Origin of the sequence: Streptomyces sp. NPDC001787 (genome assembly GCF_040297465.1) — a bacterium.
GTDB lineage: Bacteria > Actinomycetota > Actinomycetes > Streptomycetales > Streptomycetaceae > Streptomyces.
In genome coordinates this window covers 360,557-381,339 of sequence record NZ_JBEOZE010000001.1, presented here as the reverse complement: position 1 = coordinate 381,339, position 20,783 = coordinate 360,557, and the positions used below count along the sequence as shown (strand labels likewise).

Sequence of the window (20,783 nt, the reverse complement as noted above, 5' to 3'; positions counted from 1 at the left end):
GTGACGTGGCGAACGACGCCAGCACCGTTTTCGACCTAGTGATCCTCGGCGGTGGCAGCGGCGGGTACGCCGCGGCCCTGCGCGGAGCGCAGCTGGGCCTGGACGTCGCCCTGATCGAGAAGGGCAAGGTCGGCGGCACCTGCCTGCACAACGGCTGCATTCCCACGAAGGCGCTGCTGCACGCCGGCGAGATCGCCGACCAGGCACGCGAGGCCGGCCAGTTCGGCGTCAAGGCGACCTTCGAGGGCATCGACATCGAGGCCGTCCACGCGTACAAGGACGAGGTGATCTCCGGCCTGTACAAGGGCCTGCAGGGTCTCATCGCCTCGCGCAAGGTCCACTACATCGAGGGTGAGGGCCGGCTCTCGTCGCCCACCTCGGTGGACGTGAACGGCCAGCGCGTCCAGGGCCGCCACGTGCTCCTGGCGACCGGCTCCGTGCCGAAGTCGCTGCCGGGCCTGGAGATCGACGGCAACCGGATCATCTCCTCGGACCACGCGCTGAAGCTGGACCGGGTCCCGAAGTCCGCCATCGTGCTGGGCGGCGGCGTCATCGGCGTCGAGTTCGCCTCCGCGTGGAAGTCCTTCGGCACCGAGGTCACCATCGTCGAGGGCCTGAAGCACCTCGTCCCGGTCGAGGACGAGAACAGCTCGAAGCTTCTTGAGCGCGCGTTCCGCAAGCGCGGCATCAAGTTCAACCTCGGTACGTTCTTCGAGAAGGCCGAGTACACGCAGGACGGCGTCCGCGTGACCCTGGCCGACGGCAAGACCTTCGAGGCCGAGCTGCTTCTGGTCGCCATCGGCCGCGGCCCGGTCTCGCAGGGCCTGGGCTACGAGGAGGCCGGCGTCGCGATGGACCGCGGCTATGTCCTCGTCGACGAGTACATGCAGACCAACGTCCCGACCGTCTCGGCCGTGGGCGACCTGGCCCCGACCCTCCAGCTCGCGCACGTCGGCTTCGCCGAGGGCATCCTGGTGGCGGAGCGGCTGGCCGGTCTCAAGACCGTCCCGATCGACTACGACGGCGTGCCGAAGGTGACGTACTGCCACCCCGAGGTCGCCTCCGTCGGTATCACCGAGGCCAAGGCCAAGGAGATCTACGGTGCGGACAAGGTCGTCGCCCTCAAGTACAACCTCGCGGGCAACGGCAAGAGCAAGATCCTGAAGACCGCGGGCGAGATCAAGCTCGTCCAGGTCAAGGACGGTGCCGTGGTCGGCGTCCACATGGTCGGTGACCGCATGGGCGAGCAGGTCGGCGAAGCGCAGCTGATCTACAACTGGGAGGCGCTGCCCGCCGAGGTCGCGCAGCTCATCCACGCCCACCCGACGCAGAACGAGGCCATGGGCGAGGCCCACCTGGCTCTGGCCGGCAAGCCTCTCCACTCCCACGACTGATCCTCAGTCCCGGGCGCGACGACCGACCACTTCCGCATTTTCGTAAGGAGCAACTGAAACCATGTCGGTTTCCGTAACCCTTCCGGCGCTCGGCGAGAGCGTCACCGAGGGCACTGTCACCCGCTGGCTGAAGGCCGAGGGCGAGCGCGTCGAGGCCGACGAGCCGTTGCTCGAGGTCTCGACCGACAAGGTCGACACCGAGATCCCGGCGCCCGCGTCCGGCATCCTCGCCTCCATCAAGGTCGCCGAGGACGAGACCGTCGAGGTCGGCGCCGAGCTGGCCGTCATCGACGACGGCACCGGAGCACCGGCCCCGGCCGCCGCTCCGGCAGCCGAGGCACCCGCCGCTCCGGCCCCCGCCCCCGCCGCCGAGGCTCCGGCCCCGGTGGCCGAGGCACCCGCCGCCGCTCCGGCCCCCGCGGCCGAGGCACCCGCCGCTCCGGCCGGTGGCGCCGCCGGTACCGACGTCACCCTCCCCGCGCTCGGCGAGAGCGTCACCGAGGGCACCGTCACCCGCTGGCTGAAGGAGGTCGGCGAGGAGGTCGCGGAGGACGAGCCCCTCCTGGAGGTCTCCACGGACAAGGTCGACACCGAGATCCCGGCCCCCGTCGCGGGTGTGCTGCTGGAGATCGTGGTCGCCGAGGACGAGACCGCCGAGGTCGGCGCCAAGCTCGCCGTCATCGGTGCCGCGGGGACGGCTCCGGCCGCCGCCCCGGCACCGGCCGCTCCGGCCCCCGCCGCCGCTCCGGCACCGGCACCGGCCGCTCCGGCTCCGGCTCCGGCTCCGGCCGCCCCGGCTCCGGCTCCCGTGGCCGCTCCGGCCGCTCCGGCCCCGGTGGCTCCCGCCGCCCCGGCCCCGGTCGCCGCTCCGGCGCCCGCCCCCGTCGCCCCGGCCCCGGTGGCTCCGGCCGCACCCTCGGGTGACGACGGCGCGTACGTCACGCCGCTGGTCCGCAAGCTCGCCTCCGAGAACGGTGTCGACCTGGGCGCGGTCAAGGGCACCGGTGTCGGTGGCCGTATCCGCAAGCAGGACGTCGTCGCCGCCGCGGAGGCCGCCAGGGCCGCCGCCGCCGCTCCGGCGCCCGCGGCTCCCGCAGCCGCCAAGGCGCCGAAGCTGGAGGCTTCCCCGCTGCGCGGTCAGACGGTCAAGATGACCCGTATGCGCAAGGTCATCGGCGACAACATGATGAAGGCGCTGCACTCGCAGGCCCAGCTGACCACGGTCGTCGAGGTCGACATCACGAAGCTGATGAAGCTGCGCAACCAGGCGAAGGCCGCCTTCGCCGCCCGTGAGGGCGTCAAGCTGTCCCCGATGCCGTTCTTCGTGAAGGCGGCGGCCCAGGCGCTGAAGGCCCACCCGGTCGTCAACGCCCGGATCAACGAGGACGAGGGCACCATCACGTACTTCGACTCGGAGAACATCGGCATCGCCGTGGACGCCGAGAAGGGTCTGATGACCCCGGTCATCAAGGGTGCGGGCGACCTGAACATCGCCGGTATCTCGAAGAAGACCGCCGAGCTGGCCGGCAAGGCCCGCGGTGGCGGCCTGACCCCGGACGACATGTCCGGTGCCAGCTTCACGATCAGCAACACCGGTTCGCGCGGTGCGCTGTTCGACACCGTCATCGTGCCCCCGAACCAGGCAGCCATCCTGGGCATCGGTGCCACGGTCCGCCGTCCGGTGGTCATCGACCACCCGGACCTCGGCGAGACGATCGCGGTGCGCGACATGACGTACCTCGCGCTCTCCTACGACCACCGTCTGGTGGACGGCGCGGACGCCGCCCGCTACCTGACCACGGTCAAGGCGATCCTGGAGGCCGGTGAGTTCGAGGTCGAGCTCGGCCTCTGAACGACCCGTCTGTAACCAGCCTCACCAGCGGCGCCCCTGTCCGGAACTCCTCCGGGCGGGGGCGCCGCCGTATTGTCTAAGACCGACCGGCACTGTCCGAGACCGACCGGCACCGGCCAGGACCCGCCGTGAACGGCGCCCGCGGGCCGGACGGTCTCCCCACCGCCGCTCACCCCTGCCGCCGTGCTGGTGTAGGCAGCACCGGTTTGCCCAGAAGGAGCACCCCATGACCCCGCCAGTCGTCCACTCGCTGCGCGAACAGATCCGCGAGCACATCGTGGACGGGATCGTCAGCGGGCGCTGGAAGCCGGGCGAGCGGATCGTGGAGCGGCGCATCGCCACCGAGCTGGAGGTCAGCCAGACGCCCGTGCGCGAGGCGCTGCGGGAACTGGAGACGCTGCGGCTGATCGAGTCGGCGCCCAACAAGGGCGTCCGGGTCCGCAATCTCACCGCCGCCGACCTGGAGGAGAGCTACCCCGTACGGGCGGGGCTGGAGCAGATCGCGGCGGAGCTGGCGGCCGGGGTGCTGGGCGAGGACTGCTCGGCGCTGACGCCCCATGTGGCGGCCCTGTACGAGGCGGACCGGCTGGCCGACGGGGAGGCCCAGGTGCGGCACACAGTGGCCTTCCACCGGGAGATGGTGCGGGCCGCCGGGAACGCCGTACTGCTGCACACCTGGGAGGGGCTGGGCATCGAGGTGTTCACGGCCCTGTCCATCCGCTGGCTGGGCACGGTGCAGAAGTCGTACGCGGAGGAGCACGAGGCGCTCGTCGAGGCGTTCCTGCGGCAGGACCCGCAGATCGGGCTGCTGGCGAAGGCGCATGTCCTGGGCTGCGCGCCGCGCGCCTGAGCCTCCGATCATCTGCGCCGAGGGGCGCTCGACCGTGCGGCCGACCACCCCTTATGTGCCATTTGACCCGTCACTCCGTGCCCCCTTTCGCGGCACCCCATGCCACTTTTCTTCAGATCGAGAAGTTTTGCCTTCAATCCTTTGATCGATCATCGATCAGCGACTTACAGTTCACTCCGCGGGCCCACCGGCCCCATTCGCCCTGTCCTGCCAGCCAGGGCCTTTCTCCACCCCCCTCCTCTCCGGAAGGCGGCGATCATGACCGACCCCGTAGGAAAGCTTCCGAGCGAGCTCGACCAGCTCCCGGACCGTGACCCCGAGGAGACCGCCGAATGGGCGGCCTCCCTGGACGCCGTCACCAAGGCCGCGGGCCCGCACCGCGCCGCATACCTGATGCGCCGTTCGCTCCAGCACGCCGAGGGCGCCGGTCTCGCGCTGCCCAAGCTGCTGGAGACCGACTACGTCAACTCCATCCCCACCGCCGCCGAGCCCGCGTTCGACGGCGACCTGGAGATGGAATCCCGGATCACCGCCTGGAACCGCTGGAACGCGGCCGCGATGGTCACCCGCGGCGCCCGCGCCGGCGTCGGCGGCCACATCGCCACCTTCGCCTCGGCCGCCTGGCTGTACGAGACCGGCTTCAACCACTTCTTCCGCGGCAAGGAGGGGGACGGCTCCGGCGACCAGCTCTACATCCAGGGCCACGCCTCCCCCGGCATCTACGCCCGCGCCTTCCTCGACGGCCGGCTCAGCGAGCGGCAGCTGGACAACTTCCGCCAGGAGACGGGCGGCGACGGTCTGCCGTCCTACCCGCACCCGCGGCGGCTGCCCTGGCTGTGGGAGTTCCCCACCGTGTCGATGGGCCTCGGCCCGCTCTCGGCCATCTACCAGGCGCGCTTCAACCGCTATCTGGCCAACCGCGGCATCAAGGACACGTCGGGCTCGCACGTCTGGGCCTTCCTGGGCGACGGCGAGATGGACGAGCCCGAGGCGACCGCGGCCCTCGCCCTCGCGGCGCGCGAGCAGCTGGACAACCTGACCTTCGTCATCAACTGCAACCTCCAGCGCCTCGACGGTCCGGTCCGCGCCAACTTCCGCGTGGTCCAGGAGCTGGAGGGCGCGTTCCGCGGTGCCGGCTGGAACGTCGTCAAGACGCTCTGGGGCAACGCGTGGGACGAGCTGTTCCAGCTGGACACCACGGGTGCGCTGATCCGCCGGCTCCGCGAGGTCCCGGACGCGCAGTTCCAGACGTACGCCACCCGCGATGTCCCGTACATCCGTGAGCACTTCTTCGGCACCGAGCCCGCGCTCGCCGAGCTGGCGAAGCTGCTGACCGACGCGAAGATCGCCGAGTGCTTCTACACCTCCCGCGGCGGCCACGAGGCCCGCAAGGTGTACGCGGCCTACCGCGCGGCTCTCGCGCACAAGGGCGCGCCGACCGTGATCCTCGCGCAGACGGTGAAGGGCTACACGCTCGGCAAGGGCTTCGAGTCCAAGAACGCCAACCACCAGATGAAGAAGCTGTCCGTCGACGAGTTCAAGGACATGCGCGAGCTGCTCGGACTCCCGATCCCGGACAGCGCCTTCGCGGACGGCCTGGTGCCCTACGGCCACCCCGGCGCCGACTCCCCCGAGGTCCGTTACCTCCAGGAGCGGCGCGCCGAACTCGGCGGCCCCGCCCCGGCCCGCCGGACGCACATGGTGTCCCTGCCGCAGCCGGAGGAGCGTGCGTTCAAGGCGCTGTACAAGGGTTCCGGCAAGCAGGAGATGGCCACCACCATGGCGTTCGTACGCCTGGTGAAGGACCTGATGCGGGACAAGGAGACCGGCAGGCGCTGGGTGCCGATCGTCCCGGACGAGGCCCGTACCTTCGGTATGGAGTCGCTGTTCCCCTCGGCCGGCATCTACTCCCCGCTGGGCCAGACGTACGACCCGGTCGACCGCGACCAGCTGATGTACTACAAGGAAGCCAAGGACGGCCAGATCCTCAACGAGGGGATCACCGAGGCCGGGGCCATGGCCGACTTCATCGCCGCCTCCACGTCGTACGCGACGCACGGCGAGACGATGATCCCCTTCTACATCTTCTACTCGATGTTCGGCTGGCAGCGGACCGGCGACCAGATGTGGCAGCTCGCCGACCAGCTCGGCAAGGGCTTCATCGTCGGTGCCACGGCGGGCCGCACGACGCTCACGGGTGAGGGTCTCCAGCACGCGGACGGCCACTCGCACCTGATCGCGTCCACGAACCCGGCGTCGCTCAACTACGACCCGGCGTTCGCGTACGAGATCGCGGTGATCGTCAAGGACGGTCTGCGCCGGATGTTCGGCCCCGCGCCGGAGGACGTCTTCTACTACCTGACGGTCTACAACGAGCCGAAGGCCCAGCCCGCGATGCCCGAGGGCGTCGAGGAGGGCATCCTCAAGGGCCTGTACCGCTTCAAGGAGGGCACGCCCGTCACGGCGGACGCGCCGCGCCTCCAGCTGCTCGCCTCGGGTACGGCCATCCACTGGGCCCTGAGGGCCCAGGAGCTGCTGGCCGCCGACTGGGGTGTCACGGCCGACGTCTGGTCCGCCACCTCGTGGGGCGAGCTGCGCCGCGACGCGCTGGCGTCCGACGAGGCGCTGCTCCGCGGCGAGCAGCAGGTGCCGTACGTGACCCAGGCGCTCTCCGGTGCGCCGGGCCCGGTGCTCGCGGTCAGCGACTGGATGCGTCAGGTCCCGGACCAGATCAGCCAGTGGGTGGAGCAGGACTGGTCCTCGCTCGGCACGGACGGCTTCGGCCTCTCCGACACCCGTGACGCGGCCCGCCGCCACTTCGGTGTCGACGCCGAGTCGATCACGGTCGCGGCCCTGGCCCAGCTGGCCCGCCGCGGCGAGGTCACCGCGTCCGCGGTCAAGGAGGCCCGGGAGCGCTACGGGCTCTGAGCCCCCACGGCCCCCGGGTCCTCGACAGCCCCCGGTCATCGGGTGTGCGCGCCGGTCGCGCACGCCCGACGGCCGGGGGCTTCGCCGTGCGGCGACAATGGGCCCATGCGCGCTGCCCGGCTGATCAAGATGGTGCTGCTCCTCCAGTCCCGTCCCACCATGACCGCCGCCGAACTGGCCAGGGAGCTGGAGGTGTCGGAGCGGACGGTCACCCGGGACGCCCAGGCGCTCTCCGAGGCGGGCGTCCCGGTGTACGCGGACCGGGGCCGGGCCGGCGGCTACCGGCTCATCGGCGGGTACCGCACGCGCCTCACCGGGCTCGCCCGTAACGAGGCCGAGGCACTCTTCCTCTCCGGGCTCCCCTCCGCGCTGCGGGAGATGGGCCTGGAGGACGCCGCGTCCGCCGCCCGGCTGAAGGTGTCGGCGGCCCTGCTGCCCTCGCTGCGGGACGCCTCCGACTCCGCCGCCCAGCGCTTCCATCTGGACGCCCCGCGCTGGTACCACGAACCGGCCACCCCCGAACTGCTGCCCGCCGTGGCCGAGGCCGTCTGGGACGACCGTCTCGTCCGGGCCCGCTACCGCAAGGGCGGCGAGGACGGCGCGGAGGTGGAGCGGGACATGGCCCCGTACGGTCTCGTCCTCAAGGCCGGGGTCTGGTACCTCTGCGCCCGGGTGGCGGAGGACTTCCGGGTGTACCGGATCGACCGCTTCACCTCCGTGACACCGGCGCATGAGCGCTTCGCCCGCGACGAGGGCTTCGACCTGCCCGGCTTCTGGGACGAGCGGGCGGCGCAGTTCGCCCGCTCCCTGCTGCGTACGGAGGTGACGGTACGGGTGTCCGGCGCGGGCGCCCGGCACCTGGCGCACACGGGCGACCGGGCCGCCGCCCGGGAGGCGCTGGACGCCGCCGGGCCCCCGGACGCGGACGGGTGGCGCACGGTCACCCTGCCGGTCGAGTCGCTGGACGTGGCGTACGGCCAGCTGCTGGCGCTCGGGCCCGAGTTGGAGGTCCTGGATCCGCCCGGGTTCCGCGTCCGCTTCGCCGAGGCCGCCGAACGGCTGCGCGAGCTCTATCGCTGAAAGGCTTCATTTCGGTGTCTCCGCGTGCGTCGCCCGCCACCAGGCACGATGCTGGACCCGTGATGGACGAGACGGAATTCTGGGAGCTCATCGACAGCACCCGCGAGGCCGCCGAGGGCGACCCCGAGGACCACGCCGACCTGCTGGTGGAACGGCTGGTGCAGCTCGATCCCGATTCCGTGCTGGACTTCGCCCGGCACTTCGAGGCCCGCTACAACCGCGCGTACCGCTGGGATCTGTGGGGCGCCGCCACCGTGCTGCTCGGCGGGGCGAGCGACGACGCGTTCGACTACTTCCGGTGCTGGCTGATCGGCCAGGGCCGGGAGGTCTTCGAGGGCGCGCTGCACGATCCGGACAGCCTCGCCGAGCTGCTCGACGACTTCGACGAGGAGCTCGACGGGGATGCCGAGGACCTGGGCTACGCCGCCGACGAGGCGTACGAACAGCTCACCGGCGTGGTCGCGCCGGACCTGGGGCTTCCGCCGCAGGCCACGGATCCCGGGGGCACCCCGGTGAGCTTCGAGGACGACGCCGCCCTGGCGGCGCGCTTCCCCCTGCTGTGGGACCGCTTCGGCGCGGGCTGACCCGGGGGCGGGCGCCCCGGGTCAGCCCGGGGCCCGCCGGGATCAGAAGTGGGTTCCGCCGTCGATGCGGATCTCCGTACCGGTGATGAACGCCCCGTCCTCGGAGCCGAGCATCGCGACGACGCCCGCCACGGTGTCCGGGCTGGCGAAGCCCGCGCCGAGGGCCGGGGAGAGCTTCGCGAAGAGCGACATGTCGGCGTCGGCGGGCAGACCCGGGCCGTTGCCGCTGGTCATGTCGGACGAGATCGAGCCGGGCGCGACGGCGACGAACCGCACCCCCTGCTTGCTGTACTCGCCGGCCAGGGCGTGGGTCATCGACTGGATGCCGCCCTTGCTCGCGGCGTAGGCCGCCATGTACGGGTGCGCGAAGGCGGCCGAGGTGGAGGAGAAGTTCACGACGACCGGCCCGTCGCCCTCCAGCAGGGCCCCGATCGTCTCGCGGACCATCAGGAACGTGCCGGTGAGGTTGACCGCGATGATCTTGTTGAAGAACTCCAGCGTGGTCTTGTGCGTGTGCTCGGAACGCAGGATCCCGGCCGCGTTCACCAGGACGTCCAGGCCGCCGAGGGTGTCGAGCGCGGAGGCGACACCGGCGCGTACCGACGCCTCGTCGGAGATGTCCAGGGACAGGGTGGTCAGGCGCTCGGCGGTGCCGTCGGTCACCGCGGTCCCGTAGGTCTCCGCCAGCCCGGCCGCGTTGACGTCGGCGGCGACGACACGGCCGCCCTCGGCCAGGACGCGGTGGACGGTGGCCCGGCCGATGCCGGAGCCGCCGCCGGTGATGAGGACGCGGCGGCCTTCGTAGCGGTTCATGTGGTGTCTCCCGATCCCGGACCCGCCGGCGAGTGCGCCGGATGTCCGATGACGTTCCCGAGGGATATCCGGCTGGACGTCCCGATTCATGTCCACCGTACGTCTAGGTGGCACGTTTTGCCATAACGGCATTACGTGCATTCGTATTCCGCCCGCACCCCGCCCACCGGGGTAATCTGCTGGGAATGAGCCCTCAGCAGCCGTCCCTCACCGAACGCCGCAAGGCCGCCACCCAGCTGGACATCGCGCGGGCGGCCGCCGCGCTCTTCGCGGAGCGCGGACCGGACGGCACCACGGCCGAGGACATCGCCCACCGGGCGGGCGTGGCGCTGCGCACCTTCTACCGGTACTTCCGGTCCAAGCAGGACGCGGTGGGTCCCCTGCTGTCCGGCGGCGCCGAGCGCTGGCGGGACCTGCTCGAAGCGGCCGAGCCCGGATCCCCGTTCGCCGAGGCCCTGGAGCGCGCCGTCAGCGACTCACTGGCCGCGCCGGACGCCTCCGCGGTCGAGCAGCTCACCTGGACGCGCGGTCTGCTCCGGGCCGCCGACGGAGATCCGGCGCTGCGCGCGGTCTGGTACCGGGTCAATCAGGATTCCGAGGAGCGGCTGCTCCCGGTGCTCACCCGGCTGGCGGGCGAGGGCGCGGACCCGCTGGAGGTGCGGCTCGCGGCGGCGGCCGCCACCGCCGCGGTACGGGTGGCGCTGGAGGCCTGGGCCGGCACGGACGCACCGGCGACCGGCGACGGTTCACCGGCCGCGCTCGCGGTGCGCTGCCTGCATGAACTCATGGGCGGAACACGGCTCTTCAAGGGCTGATCCGGCCCCCCGCCGGCCGCCGCGACCGGAACGTCACGTCCGGCCCGGCCCACCGGAAGGCCGCCGGGAAGCAGTCAGCCGGCCGTCAGCGAACGCCCCATCAGAACGTCGTCGACATAACGCCCGTGCAGGAAGAACTCCCCGCTCAGCACGCCCTCCACGACGAAGCCCTCCGAGGCGTACAGGGCACGGGCCGGGGTGTTGTGGCCGAGCACCCGCAGGGTGACGCGGTTCGCGCCCTGACGCCGCGCCTCGGCGCAGGCGGCCCGCAGCAGGGCCCGCGCGACACCGTTGCCGCGCGCCCAGTCGGCGACGGCCAGGCCCTGTATCTGCCGCACATGCGCGTTGCAGGCCAGCGGGGTGGGCGGCACGAGCCGGATGTACCCGGCGATGCGGAGCCCTTCGGCAGCGCTGTGCGCCTCCGCCACGAGGAAGTCCCCGGGCCGGTGCCGCTCGTCGTAGAACGGCTCGTACGGCGGCTGGGGCTTCGGCTGAACGGCGTGCAGCGTCGACCAGGTGGCCCGGTCGAGCTCCCCCAGCGCGTCGCCGTCGGCGAGCACCGCGTGACGGACGGGGCGGAGCGGGAGCGAGTCCATGGCATCACTGTGCCACGCCGCGATCCGTGGGATCCACGGGGTTTCCGCGTGATCCACCGGGGTTCCGTGTGATCCATGGGGCAGGATGGGCCCATGCTGCGCACCCGAATCGCCGTGAGCGGATCGTCCGGACTCATCGGAGCGGCGCTGGTGCGCTCGCTGCGGGCCGACGGACACGAGGTCACCCGCCTGGTCCGGCGTCCGGCGCGGGCGGGCGACGAGGTGGAGTGGGACCCCGGACGGGGTTATGTGGACGTGGCCGGCCTGGTCGGCTGCGACGCCGTCGTCCATCTCGCCGGGGCCGGGGTCGGCGACCGCCGCTGGACCGAGGCGTACAAGCGGGAGATCCGCGACAGCAGGGTGCTGGGCACCGCCGCGATCGCCGAGGCCGTCGCCTCGCTCGACACTCCCCCGAAGATCCTGCTGTCCGGGTCCGCCATCGGTTTCTACGGCGACACCGGGGACCGTGCGGTGGACGAGAGCGCCCCGCCCGGCGAGGGCTTCCTGCCCTCCGTGTGCGAGGAGTGGGAAGCGGCCACCGCCGCCGCGGAGGAGGCCGGTGTACGGACGGTGCACGCGCGCACCGGACTGGTGGTCGCCCGCCAGGGCGGGGCCTGGGGCCGGCTCTTCCCGATCTTCAGGGCCGGACTCGGCGGACGGATGGGCAACGGCCGCCAGTACTGGAGCTTCATCGCGCTGCACGACCACATCGCGGCCATGCGCCACATCCTCGAAACGGAGACGCTGTCCGGACCGGTGAACCTGACCGGGCCCGATCCCGTCACCAACGCCGAGGTGACCGCGGCGATGGGCCGCGTACTGCACCGTCCGACGCTCTTCACCGCCCCCGCGCCCGCGCTGCGCATCGCCCTAGGGGACTTCGCCGAGGACGTCCTGGGCAGCCAGCGGGTACTGCCGGGGCGGCTCCTCGACTCCGGATTCACCTTCGCCTTCCCGGGAATCGACGCGGCCGTCCGCGCGGCCCTGCGCTGATCCGGCACCCGGTGGCGGGGCCGCCGCCGCGCCGCGTGCGACCCCGTGCACCGGCCCCCAGGCGCGCGTGTCTGTATCTGTATCGGCCATCCTCCTAGCCTCGACCCGAACTCCGGCATTCCGGGGGCCTGTTGGGGGCAAGAGCCCCCCACCAGTCGCGCCGACTCGGGAGGGGCATGTGCTCAGCACGGCACACCACGCGGACGTGGTCATCATCGGGGCCGGAACAGCCGGTCTGTCAGCCGCCCATCAGCTGACCAGCGCGGGGGTCAGCGTCACAGTTCTGGAGGCCGCCCCCCAGGTCGGCGGTCGCCTGGCAACCCACGAGGTGGACGGCTTCCTGCTCGATCGCCTGGGCCCCCTGCTCAGCACCTCGTACCCCGAACTGCGCCTCACCCCCGGGCTGGACGGTCTGGTCCTGCGGGAGTTCGCCCCCGGGGTCCTCGTCCACAGCGAGGGCCGCCGCCACCGGACCGGCGACATACGAAGCGCGAGGGGCGCACTGAAAGCGGTGCGCACCCGGTCGAGCGCCCCCCGCACCCGGCAGGGCACGGGCCGGGGCGACGGCCGGGGCGGGGCCCGGGGCATCCCCCGGAGCGGCGCCATGGCGGAGGCCATCGACCGCGCCCGGCTCGGGGCCGCCCTGTCCCGGCTGGCCGCCGTTCCGGCCGACCGGATCCTGGGCCGTCCGGAACGGACGGCGCTGGCCGCCCTGCCGACCCACGGCCTCCCCGCCCGTACGGTCAACGGCTTTCTGCGCCCGCTGCTCACCGCGCTGCTCAGCGATCCGGAGCTCACCACATCGAGCCGGCGCGCCGATCTCGCCCTGCGCGGCTACGCGCGGGGCGGGCTCTGCGTGCCGCAGGGCGGCTCGGCCGCCCTGCCCGCGCTGCTGGCGGCCACACTGCCGCCGGGCACCGTACGAACGGGAGTCCATGTGACGGCCGCCGACATCACCTCGGTGCGCACCAAGGAGCACGGTGAACTGAACTGCCGCTCCCTGTTGCTGGCCACCGGGGCGGGAGCCGCCGCCGAGCTGCTGCCGGGGCTGCGGATCCCGGCCTTCCGCCCGGTGACGGTCCTTCACCACACGGCGCCCGCCCCGCCGCCGACGGGCCGTTCGCTGCTGCTGGACGCCGACCGCTCGGGCCCGGTCGCGTACAGCGCCGTGATGAGCGAGGTCGACCCCTCACGCGCGCCCCGGGGCCGCGCGCTCATCACCTCGACGGTGCTCGGCACCCCGCCGCCGGACCTCGACCGCTCGGTCCGCAGACATCTCGCGGCGCTGTACGGCACCCCGACGGACGACTGGGAGCTGCTGGCGGCCCATCACGACCCGGAGGCGGTTCCCGCGATGGAGCCGCCGCACGATCCGCGCCGCCCGGTCCGGCTGCTCGCCGGGCTGTACGTCTGCGGTGACCACCGCGACACCAGCACGGTCCAGGGCGCGCTGTACTCGGGGCGCCGCGCTGCCGCGGCGATCCTGGCCGACCTGGGCGTACGGAAGGAGTACGGGGACGGCTCCACGCTCACCGAAGCGGCGTAGGCGCCGGGCGCCGGGGCGTCACCGGGCCGGGGCGCCGGGCCGGCCCCGGTCAGCCGAGGGCGGCGACCCGGTCGCGGTATCCGCGTACGGCCGCCGCGTCCCGGTACGGCTCCAGCCGGCGCTCGAACTCCCGCACATATTCCGTGGCGCGGGCCGAGCGCATCTCGGACGCCTGCTGCGCCGCCTCGGCGGCCAGCAGGCAGGCCTGGTCCAGCTCGCCGAGGCCGAGCCGCGCGGTGGCGAGCACCACCCGGCAGAACAGCCTGCTGCGGGCATAGGCCGGGGCGCGCAGCTGGAGCGAGCGCTCCGCGTGCTGCGCGGCGGCCCGGTACTGCTGGAGATCCCGGTGGCAGTGGCCGAACTCGTCCGCCAGCTGGGCCTCGTCGAAGTACCGGGCCCAGTGCGGCATCTCGTCGCCGGGGCGCGCGGACTCCAGGGCGCGCTCCGCGCGGGCCAGCGAGGCGACGCACGCCCGTGCCTCACCGAGCACCCCGTGCCCGCGCGCCTCCACCGAGTGCAGCAGCGCCTGGGCGACGGGGGGCGCGGCGGAGCCGATGCCCTGCTGGGCGACGCGTGCCAGCTGGACGGCCTCCCTGCCATGGCCGAGGTAGACCGCCTGACGGCTCATGGTGATCAGGACGTAGGCGCCGTAGCCCCGGTCCCCGGCGGCCTGGGCGAGCCGCAGGGCCTGGACGAAGTAGCGCTGGGCCAGACCGTGCGCGGCGATGTCGTACGAGGTCCAGCCCGCCAGCCGGGTCAGGTCCGCGGCCGCGGAGAACAACCGCCTCCCGGTGGCCTCGCCGTAGCTCCCCCGGAGCATCGGCTCGGCCTCGTGCTCCAGATACCGCACCAGGGCCTGCCGGGCGTGTCCGCCGCCGTAGGCGTTGTCGAGGGTGCGGAAGAGCTCACCGACCGAGCGGAGTGCGGCGACGTCCCCGCTGCCCACCCGCTGCCCCGGCCCGCGGTCGGTGGAGCGCTGCCTCGGCACGACGGGCGGTGCCGGCGGCACGGGTGGGCGCACGGGTCCGGGGCCGGTCGTACCGGCGCCGCCGCGGCCTCGCTGTCCCCCCACCACCGAGGAGCGGTGGGAGCCCGGCCCGCCCGTGCCCATCGGTCCGGGGCCCCCGCCGGGTCCGGCCGCCCCCGCGGCTCCGGACACCCCGGCTCCCCCCGGCCCTCCGGCCCCTCCGGCCCCGCGGGCAGCGCCCGGCGGCGCGGTGGACTGGGCCGCCGCGGCCCGGGGTGCCGTGTCGCCGTTGCCCGCCCACTCGTCGGCCCGGCCGATCAGCCAGTCCCGGCTGGGGACGACCAGTCCGGCCGGGGTGAAAGCGATCTTGCGCAGCTCCGCGTGGCTGCCGGAGTCCTTGCGCCACAGGCCGCTGACGATGTCGACCGCCTCGGCCGGGGTGGCCGCGAACTCCAGCCCCGCGTAGACGGGCGCGCAGGCGTCGAGGCCCAGGTCCTGCGCGGAGAGCCGGCGTCCCAGTCGCCGGGTGAAGACCTCGGCGATCAGCGCGGGCGTGGTTCCCCGGGGCTGCTGTCCCCGCAGCCAACGGGTCACCGAGGTCTTGTCGTACCGCAGATCGAGGCCGTGTTCGAGTCCGAGTTGGTCGACCCGGCGGGCCAGGCCGGCGTGGGAGAACCCGGCTTCCGCGATGAGTGAGGCGAGCCGGCGGTTGGGGGTGCGCTGCGGGGGTCGTTCCGACATCAGCTGTACGGTCTCCTGCCTTCGGGGCCGGGCGGGCAGCCCTAATGGAACGGCGCGAATTTAGCGGCCTCCCGGGCGGTCACAGCCACCTTTGCTCCACTTTCATCCGATCGTGTGAGGATTGCGGGCAGAGCTGACGGGAATGACCTGCCGGGTCACCCGTTCGGGAGCGGTCGTACAGTGGCCCGGGGCGCGATCAGTGCAGGGCGACGTGGCTCCGGGGACATCCCTCCGGGCTCCCGGCACCACGAGTAGGAAGGGCATCCCCGTGAGTGAGCTGCGGTTCGTCCGTCTGGGGTTCGGCGAGGAAGCGGTCGAGTACCAAGAGGCCTGGCAGAAGCAGCGCGAGGTGCACGCGGCCCGGTTCGAGGACACCGTCCCGGACACCTGTCTGCTCCTGGAGCACCCGCCGGTCTACACGGCGGGACGCCGCACGGCGGACAGCGAGCGCCCGCTGGACGGCACTCCGGTCATCGACGTGGACCGGGGCGGCAAGATCACCTGGCACGGCCCGGGGCAGCTCGTGGGCTACCCCATCCAGAAGCTGCCGCGCCCGGTCGACGTCGTCGCGCATGTCCGCCGGCTGGAGGACGCGCTGATCCGCACGGCGGCCGACTTCGGCCTGGAGACCTCCCGGGTCGAGGGCCGCAGCGGCGTCTGGGTGCTGGGCGACCCGGTCGAGGAGCGCCGCTCCTTCGGCGGGCTCTCGCTCGACTTCGACCCGCGACTCCAGGACGACGAGTTCGACCCCCGGCTGAACGGCCCCGAGTACGCCCCGTCCAACGCGGGCCAGCGCCGTGAGGACCGCAAGCTCGCCGCGATCGGGATCCGGGTCGCCAAGGGCGTGACCATGCACGGTTTCGCCCTGAACGTGAACCCGGACAACACCTGGTTCGACCGGATCGTGCCCTGTGGCATCCGGGACGCCGGGGTCACCTCGCTCAGTTACGAGCTGGGCCGCGAGATCACCGTCGCGGACGTCCTCCCGGTCGCCGAGAAGCACCTGCGGGACGTCCTGGAGAACGCGGAACTCGCGCCCAGGGTGATCGATCCCCCGCGGGCCGCGGCTTCCGCTTAGGGCCGTTCGGGGAATAGGCCCCGATGGCCACAGGTTGGCCAGGCGTAAGACCGTTTGAACTACGGGCGTACCCTGGTGTTCGCCGAAGAATCAAATGCAGCGAGAGCAAAGGGGAGTGCCGGAGTGTCCGCTGTCGCACCCGACGGGCGCAAGATGCTGCGCCTGGAGGTCCGGAACAGCCAGACCCCCATCGAGCGCAAGCCCGAGTGGATCAAGACCCGGGCGAAGATGGGCCCCGAGTACAACCAGTTGCAGAAGCTCGTCAAGAGCGAGGGGCTGCACACGGTCTGCCAGGAGGCGGGCTGTCCCAACATCTTCGAATGCTGGGAGGACCGCGAAGCCACCTTCCTCATCGGTGGCGACCAGTGCACCCGGCGCTGTGACTTCTGCCAGATCGACACGGGCAAGCCGCAGGCGCTGGACCTGGACGAGCCCCGCCGTGTCGGCGAGTCGGTCGTCACGATGGACCTGAACTACGCCACCATCACCGGCGTCGCCCGCGACGACCTGGAGGACGGCGGCGCCTGGCTGTACGCCGAGACCGTGCGCCAGATCCACGCGCTGACGGCGGAGCGGGAGGCCGGCGCGACCAAGGTCGAGCTGCTGATCCCCGACTTCAACGCGGAGCCCGAGCAGCTCGCCGAGGTCTTCTCCTCGCGCCCCGAGGTGCTCGCGCACAATGTGGAGACGGTGCCGCGGATCTTCAAGCGGATCCGCCCCGGCTTCCGCTACGAGCGTTCCCTGGAGGTCATCACGCGGGCCCGCGAGGCCGGCCTGGTGACCAAGTCCAACCTGATCCTCGGCATGGGCGAGACCCGTGAGGAGGTCAGCGAGGCGCTCCAGGACCTGTACGACGCGGGCTGCGAGCTGATCACGATCACGCAGTACCTGCGGCCGTCCGTACGGCACCACCCGGTCGAGCGCTGGGTGAAGCCTCACGAGTTCGTGGAACTGAAGGACGAGGCCGACGCGATCGGCTACTCCGGTGTGATGTCGGGGCCGCTGGTGCGTTCCTCGTACCGTGCCGGGCGCCTCTTCCAGCAGGCGATGGAGGCCCGCGGCGCCGCCGCGGTCCCCGCGACCGCCGTCACCGGTGTGTGAATCCGCGCACAAGTGACTACCGGTCGGTAATGACCCGTTCGGCGCGGCCCGTACGCTCCCCCGCAGGTGGGGGACGCGTATGGGCCGCTTCGACGTGCGCGCCGCCGGAATCAAGGTTTCATTGGTGTTTGACCGACCGGTCACGCACTGGTAACACCGAGCAGTGACCCTAGGTACACCCGCGGCACCGGCTCCGGCAGCCGCCGCCGTCACCGCTCGCCGTACGACGCTCCGCCCCCATTCCGCGCATCCGCTCCGAGGGGAACCACCACGATGCAGGCCGCGCCGGTCCGTACCATCCCGTCCGTCACCCATGCCCTGCGTGCCGTCGAGTCGCTGCTGCTGAGCAGCGGCCAGCGCACGGCCCGCCGCAACGCCTGGACGGCGGTCCTGGAGGACCGCCGCCGGGCCAGGGACCGCGTCGAGGCCCTGCACGTACTGGAGGCCGTGGCCGACCGCCGTTCCCGGGCCACGTAAACTTCTGTACATGGCGAGGAAGGCAAACACTGAAGGCGCGGACAGCGCCGAGAACGCGGGGCGGCTCAAGCAGATCGCCCTGACCTACAAGATGACCAGGCGGACCGACTCCAAGATCGGTCTTGTCGTCGCTGGTGTGGGAATCGTCACCTTCGGTGTCCTTCTCGCCATCGGCTTCGTGGTCGGGCATCCGGTCTATCTGGGCATCCTGGGCTTCGTCCTGGCCCTCCTCGCGATGGCGATCGTCTTCGGGCGGCGTGCCGAGCGGGCGGCCTTCGGGCAGATGGAGGGACAGCCCGGCGCGGCGGCGGCGGTACTGGACCGGGTGGGCCGCGGCTGGACCACGACGCCCGCGGTCGCGATGAACCGCAGCCAGGACGTCGTCCACCGGGCCGTCGGCAAGGCCGGCATCGTGCTGGTGGCCGAGGGCAACCCGAACCGGGTGAAGAGCCTCCTGGCGGCCGAGAAGAAGAAGATGGCCCGCATCGTGATCGACGTACCGGTGCACGACATCATCGTCGGCAACGGCGAGGGCCAGGTGCCGCTGAAGAAGGTCCGCACCAAGATGCTGAAGCTCCCGCGCGTCCTGACCGGCCCGCAGGTCACCGCGGCCAACGACCGGCTGCGGGCGATGGGCGACCTGATGAGCAACATGCCGCTGCCGAAGGGCCCGATGCCCAAGGGCATGCGGATGCCGCGCGGCGGAAAGATGCGCTGACCGCCCCACCCACGCGCGACGGAGGCGGCCCCGGTACCGATCGGCCTGATCGGTACCGGGGCCGCCTCTTCGTTCTGTTCCCTGCCCGGTGGCCTGTGTGTCCGGTGGCCTGTGCCCCGTACGGGGACGGGGTTCAGATACGGACCTGGACGGCGCGGGCCAGCCGGTCGTGCAGACCGCGCCCGTCGCGGTCCCAGACCAGGGCGGGGATGACGAGAAGGAGCAGCACGCTCCGCAGGATCACGCGGCCCGCACCGGCCCGGCCACCGTTCTCGGCGACGACGCGCAGCCCCAGGATGCGCTTGCCGGGCGTGGAGCCGATGGTTCCGACGGTGAGCACGCTCATCACGAGGAAAACACCGAGTGCCCAGTTGCCCGCCGCCTGCTGGTCACCGCGAGCGAGCAGCCCGTATGCGATCACCATGCAGAGCGACCAGTCGATGAAGAGCGCTCCGAAGCGGCGGCCGAGCGGGGCCACGGACCCCGGTCCCTTCTCGGGCAGACCGAGCCTCTTGCCCCGGTAGCCGAAGTCGGCACCCATCTCCTCGGCGGCCGCACGCGGTCCGGAGAGCCACGATCCGATTGCTTGCCTGTTGTCCACCCGTCCACGGTACTGCGCGGATGTCCGCGCCCGGCCGGGCGGGGCACCGGTACACGTCGCTGAGGCGCCGCTCACACCCGCCCCGGTTAACTTGGGCGAAACAAATGGGTCATGCTTGAGAAATCCCGCCTGCCTATGGTCGGGTCCAGCGTGTGCCACCGCACTGGCCGCACAACGAGCTGCAACCCCGTCCCTCCCGGGCCGGGAGTAGGAGGAGTTGGATGTTCCAGAACGCCGACGAAGTGCAGAAGTACGTCGCGGACAACGACGTCAAGTTCATCGACGTCCGGTTCTGCGACCTGCCCGGGGTGATGCAGCACTTCACGATCCCGGCGGCGACCTTCGACCCGGCCGAGGAACTCGCCTTCGACGGTTCGTCGATCCGCGGCTTCCAGGCCATCCACGAGTCCGACATGGCGCTCCGCGCCGACCTGTCGACGGCTCGGGTGGACCCGTTCCGCCGCGACAAGACGGTCAACATCAACTTCTTCATCCACGACCCGATCACCGGCGAGCAGTACAGCCGTGACCCTCGCAACGTGGCCAAGAAGGCGGAGGCGTACCTCACCTCCACCGGTATCGCCGACACCGCGTACTTCGGTCCCGAGGCCGAGTTCTACGTCTTCGACAACGTCCGCTTCCAGACGTCGGCGAACGAGAGCTTCTACCACATCGATTCCGAGGCGGGCGCCTGGAACACCGGTGCGACCGAGAACAACCGCGGTTACAAGGTCCGCTACAAGGGCGGCTACTTCCCGATCCCGCCGGTCGACCACTTCGCCGACCTGCGTGCCGAGATCTCCCTGGAGCTGGACAAGAACGGCCTCCAGGTCGAGCGCCAGCACCACGAGGTCGGCACCGCCGGCCAGGCCGAGATCAACTACAAGTTCAACACGCTGCTGGCCGCGGCCGACGACCTGATGCTCTTCAAGTACATCGTGAAGAACGTCGCCTGGCGCAACGGCAAGACCGCGACCTTCATGCCGAAGCCGATCTTCGGCGACAACGGCTCGGGCATGCACGTCCACCAGTCCCTGTGGGCCGGCGGCGACCCGCTGTTCTACGACGAGCAGGGTTACGCGGGCCTGTCGGACATGGCGCGCTACTACATCGGCGGCATCCTCAAGCACGCCCCGTCGCTGCTGGCCTTCACCAACCCGACGGTCAACTCGTACCACCGTCTGGTCCCCGGCTTCGAGGCCCCGGTCAACATGGTGTACTCGCAGCGCAACCGCTCCGCCGCGATGCGCATCCCGATCACGGGCTCGAACCCGAAGGCCAAGCGCGTCGAGTTCCGCGCCCCGGACCCGTCCTCGAACCCGTACCTGGCCTTCGCCGCGCTGCTGATGGCGGGCCTCGACGGTGTGAAGAACAAGATCGAGCCGGCCGAGCCGATCGACAAGGACCTCTACGAGCTGGCTCCCGAGGAGCACGCCAACGTCCAGCAGGTCCCGACCTCGCTCCCGGCCGTGCTCGACGCGCTGGAGGCGGACAACGAGTACCTCCAGGCCGGCGGTGTCTTCACGCCCGACCTGATCGAGACGTGGATCGACTACAAGCGCACGCACGAGATCGCCCCGATCCAGCTGCGCCCGCACCCGCACGAGTTCGAGCTGTACTTCGACCTCTAGAGCACGTCCCCGGCGGCC

Annotated in this window: 18 protein-coding genes; 14 read left to right on the top strand and 4 right to left on the bottom strand. The window is 71.8% G+C overall.

Annotated features, from left to right (window positions below):
- The first annotated feature begins 5 nt into the window (after positions 1–5).
- The 6 genes from lpdA (at position 6) to ABT170_RS01560 (ending at position 8,688) form a co-directional block, all read left to right on the top strand.
- Positions 6–1,394, top strand: a complete 1,389-nt coding sequence (gene lpdA / locus ABT170_RS01585) for a dihydrolipoyl dehydrogenase (protein WP_329943209.1) — start codon at positions 6–8, stop codon at positions 1,392–1,394.
- A gap of 61 nt (positions 1,395–1,455) precedes the next feature.
- A complete protein-coding gene (sucB, locus tag ABT170_RS01580) occupies positions 1,456–3,246 on the top strand; it encodes a 2-oxoglutarate dehydrogenase, E2 component, dihydrolipoamide succinyltransferase (protein ID WP_351863386.1) in 1,791 nt (596 codons plus the stop codon).
- 226 nt (positions 3,247–3,472) lie between these two features.
- Positions 3,473–4,096: a GntR family transcriptional regulator gene (locus ABT170_RS01575; RefSeq protein WP_266930044.1), complete on the top strand. Its 624-nt coding sequence runs from the start codon at positions 3,473–3,475 to the stop codon at positions 4,094–4,096.
- Between the two features lie 258 nt (positions 4,097–4,354).
- Positions 4,355–7,024 (top strand): pyruvate dehydrogenase (acetyl-transferring), homodimeric type, encoded by a 2,670-nt coding sequence (gene aceE / locus ABT170_RS01570; RefSeq protein ID WP_351863384.1) that lies wholly within the window; start codon positions 4,355–4,357, stop codon positions 7,022–7,024.
- A gap of 105 nt (positions 7,025–7,129) precedes the next feature.
- The gene (locus ABT170_RS01565) at positions 7,130–8,104 is read left to right on the top strand and encodes a helix-turn-helix transcriptional regulator (protein WP_351863382.1); all 975 of its coding nucleotides are present in this window, start codon (positions 7,130–7,132) and stop codon (positions 8,102–8,104) included.
- 62 nt (positions 8,105–8,166) lie between these two features.
- Positions 8,167–8,688, top strand: coding sequence for a DUF4240 domain-containing protein (locus tag ABT170_RS01560; RefSeq protein WP_329943213.1), 522 nt, complete (start codon positions 8,167–8,169; stop codon positions 8,686–8,688).
- Between the two features lie 42 nt (positions 8,689–8,730).
- On the opposite strand, the gene ABT170_RS01555 is transcribed toward ABT170_RS01560, so the two are convergent.
- Positions 8,731–9,501, bottom strand: a complete 771-nt coding sequence (locus ABT170_RS01555; protein ID WP_329943214.1) for an SDR family NAD(P)-dependent oxidoreductase — start codon at positions 9,499–9,501, stop codon at positions 8,731–8,733.
- A gap of 185 nt (positions 9,502–9,686) precedes the next feature.
- Between ABT170_RS01555 and ABT170_RS01550 the strand changes: the two genes are divergently transcribed.
- On the top strand, positions 9,687–10,316 hold the full coding sequence (locus ABT170_RS01550; RefSeq protein ID WP_329943215.1) for a TetR/AcrR family transcriptional regulator: 630 nt from the start codon (positions 9,687–9,689) through the stop codon (positions 10,314–10,316).
- A gap of 74 nt (positions 10,317–10,390) precedes the next feature.
- On the opposite strand, the gene ABT170_RS01545 is transcribed toward ABT170_RS01550, so the two are convergent.
- Positions 10,391–10,912: a GNAT family N-acetyltransferase gene (locus tag ABT170_RS01545; RefSeq protein ID WP_329943216.1), complete on the bottom strand. Its 522-nt coding sequence runs from the start codon at positions 10,910–10,912 to the stop codon at positions 10,391–10,393.
- A 93-nt stretch (positions 10,913–11,005) separates the two neighbouring features.
- Here ABT170_RS01545 and ABT170_RS01540 point away from each other — a divergent pair, with 93 nt between their 5' ends.
- Positions 11,006–11,905 (top strand): TIGR01777 family oxidoreductase, encoded by a 900-nt coding sequence (locus ABT170_RS01540; RefSeq protein WP_329943217.1) that lies wholly within the window; start codon positions 11,006–11,008, stop codon positions 11,903–11,905.
- 178 nt (positions 11,906–12,083) lie between these two features.
- Positions 12,084–13,451, top strand: coding sequence for an NAD(P)/FAD-dependent oxidoreductase (locus tag ABT170_RS01535; RefSeq protein WP_329943218.1), 1,368 nt, complete (start codon positions 12,084–12,086; stop codon positions 13,449–13,451).
- Between the two features lie 49 nt (positions 13,452–13,500).
- Here the strand turns inward: ABT170_RS01535 and ABT170_RS01530 are convergent, their stop codons facing one another.
- Entirely contained in the window at positions 13,501–15,159 is a 1,659-nt protein-coding gene (locus tag ABT170_RS01530) for an NsdA family TPR-like regulatory protein (RefSeq protein ID WP_351863378.1), read from the bottom strand.
- A 268-nt stretch (positions 15,160–15,427) separates the two neighbouring features.
- Here ABT170_RS01530 and lipB point away from each other — a divergent pair, with 268 nt between their 5' ends.
- From lipB to ABT170_RS01510, 4 genes are all read left to right on the top strand, one after another.
- Positions 15,428–16,237 (top strand): lipoyl(octanoyl) transferase LipB, encoded by an 810-nt coding sequence (gene lipB / locus ABT170_RS01525; RefSeq protein WP_329943220.1) that lies wholly within the window; start codon positions 15,428–15,430, stop codon positions 16,235–16,237.
- A 123-nt stretch (positions 16,238–16,360) separates the two neighbouring features.
- Positions 16,361–17,338 (top strand): lipoyl synthase, encoded by a 978-nt coding sequence (gene lipA / locus ABT170_RS01520; protein WP_351863376.1) that lies wholly within the window; start codon positions 16,361–16,363, stop codon positions 17,336–17,338.
- Positions 17,339–17,611: 273 nt separating this feature from the next.
- Entirely contained in the window at positions 17,612–17,815 is a 204-nt protein-coding gene (locus ABT170_RS01515) for an SCO2195 family GlnR-regulated protein (protein WP_329943222.1), read from the top strand.
- Positions 17,816–17,825: 10 nt separating this feature from the next.
- Complete coding sequence (locus ABT170_RS01510; RefSeq protein ID WP_329943223.1) at positions 17,826–18,533, top strand: DUF4191 domain-containing protein; 708 nt, start codon at positions 17,826–17,828, stop codon at positions 18,531–18,533.
- Between the two features lie 133 nt (positions 18,534–18,666).
- On the opposite strand, the gene ABT170_RS01505 is transcribed toward ABT170_RS01510, so the two are convergent.
- The gene (locus tag ABT170_RS01505) at positions 18,667–19,134 is read right to left on the bottom strand and encodes an RDD family protein (protein WP_351863373.1); all 468 of its coding nucleotides are present in this window, start codon (positions 19,132–19,134) and stop codon (positions 18,667–18,669) included.
- Positions 19,135–19,355: 221 nt separating this feature from the next.
- Here ABT170_RS01505 and glnA point away from each other — a divergent pair, with 221 nt between their 5' ends.
- Positions 19,356–20,765 carry a type I glutamate--ammonia ligase gene (gene glnA, locus ABT170_RS01500; RefSeq protein ID WP_329943225.1) on the top strand — a complete coding sequence of 470 codons (1,410 nt, stop codon included), beginning with the start codon at positions 19,356–19,358 and terminating at the stop codon, positions 20,763–20,765.
- The last annotated feature ends 18 nt before the right edge of the window (positions 20,766–20,783 follow it).

Coding starts and splice junctions, on each gene's coding strand:
- sucB (WP_351863386.1), top strand. CDS start 1,456: ATGTCGGTTTCCGTAACCCTTCCGGCGCTCGGCGAGAGCGTCACCGAG.
- ABT170_RS01575 (WP_266930044.1), top strand. CDS start 3,473: ATGACCCCGCCAGTCGTCCACTCGCTGCGCGAACAGATCCGCGAGCAC.
- aceE (WP_351863384.1), top strand. CDS start 4,355: ATGACCGACCCCGTAGGAAAGCTTCCGAGCGAGCTCGACCAGCTCCCG.
- ABT170_RS01565 (WP_351863382.1), top strand. CDS start 7,130: ATGCGCGCTGCCCGGCTGATCAAGATGGTGCTGCTCCTCCAGTCCCGT.
- ABT170_RS01560 (WP_329943213.1), top strand. CDS start 8,167: ATGGACGAGACGGAATTCTGGGAGCTCATCGACAGCACCCGCGAGGCC.
- ABT170_RS01555 (WP_329943214.1), bottom strand. CDS start 9,501: ATGAACCGCTACGAAGGCCGCCGCGTCCTCATCACCGGCGGCGGCTCC.
- ABT170_RS01550 (WP_329943215.1), top strand. CDS start 9,687: ATGAGCCCTCAGCAGCCGTCCCTCACCGAACGCCGCAAGGCCGCCACC.
- ABT170_RS01545 (WP_329943216.1), bottom strand. CDS start 10,912: ATGGACTCGCTCCCGCTCCGCCCCGTCCGTCACGCGGTGCTCGCCGAC.
- ABT170_RS01540 (WP_329943217.1), top strand. CDS start 11,006: ATGCTGCGCACCCGAATCGCCGTGAGCGGATCGTCCGGACTCATCGGA.
- ABT170_RS01530 (WP_351863378.1), bottom strand. CDS start 15,159: ATGTCGGAACGACCCCCGCAGCGCACCCCCAACCGCCGGCTCGCCTCA.
- ABT170_RS01515 (WP_329943222.1), top strand. CDS start 17,612: ATGCAGGCCGCGCCGGTCCGTACCATCCCGTCCGTCACCCATGCCCTG.
- ABT170_RS01510 (WP_329943223.1), top strand. CDS start 17,826: ATGGCGAGGAAGGCAAACACTGAAGGCGCGGACAGCGCCGAGAACGCG.
- glnA (WP_329943225.1), top strand. CDS start 19,356: ATGTTCCAGAACGCCGACGAAGTGCAGAAGTACGTCGCGGACAACGAC.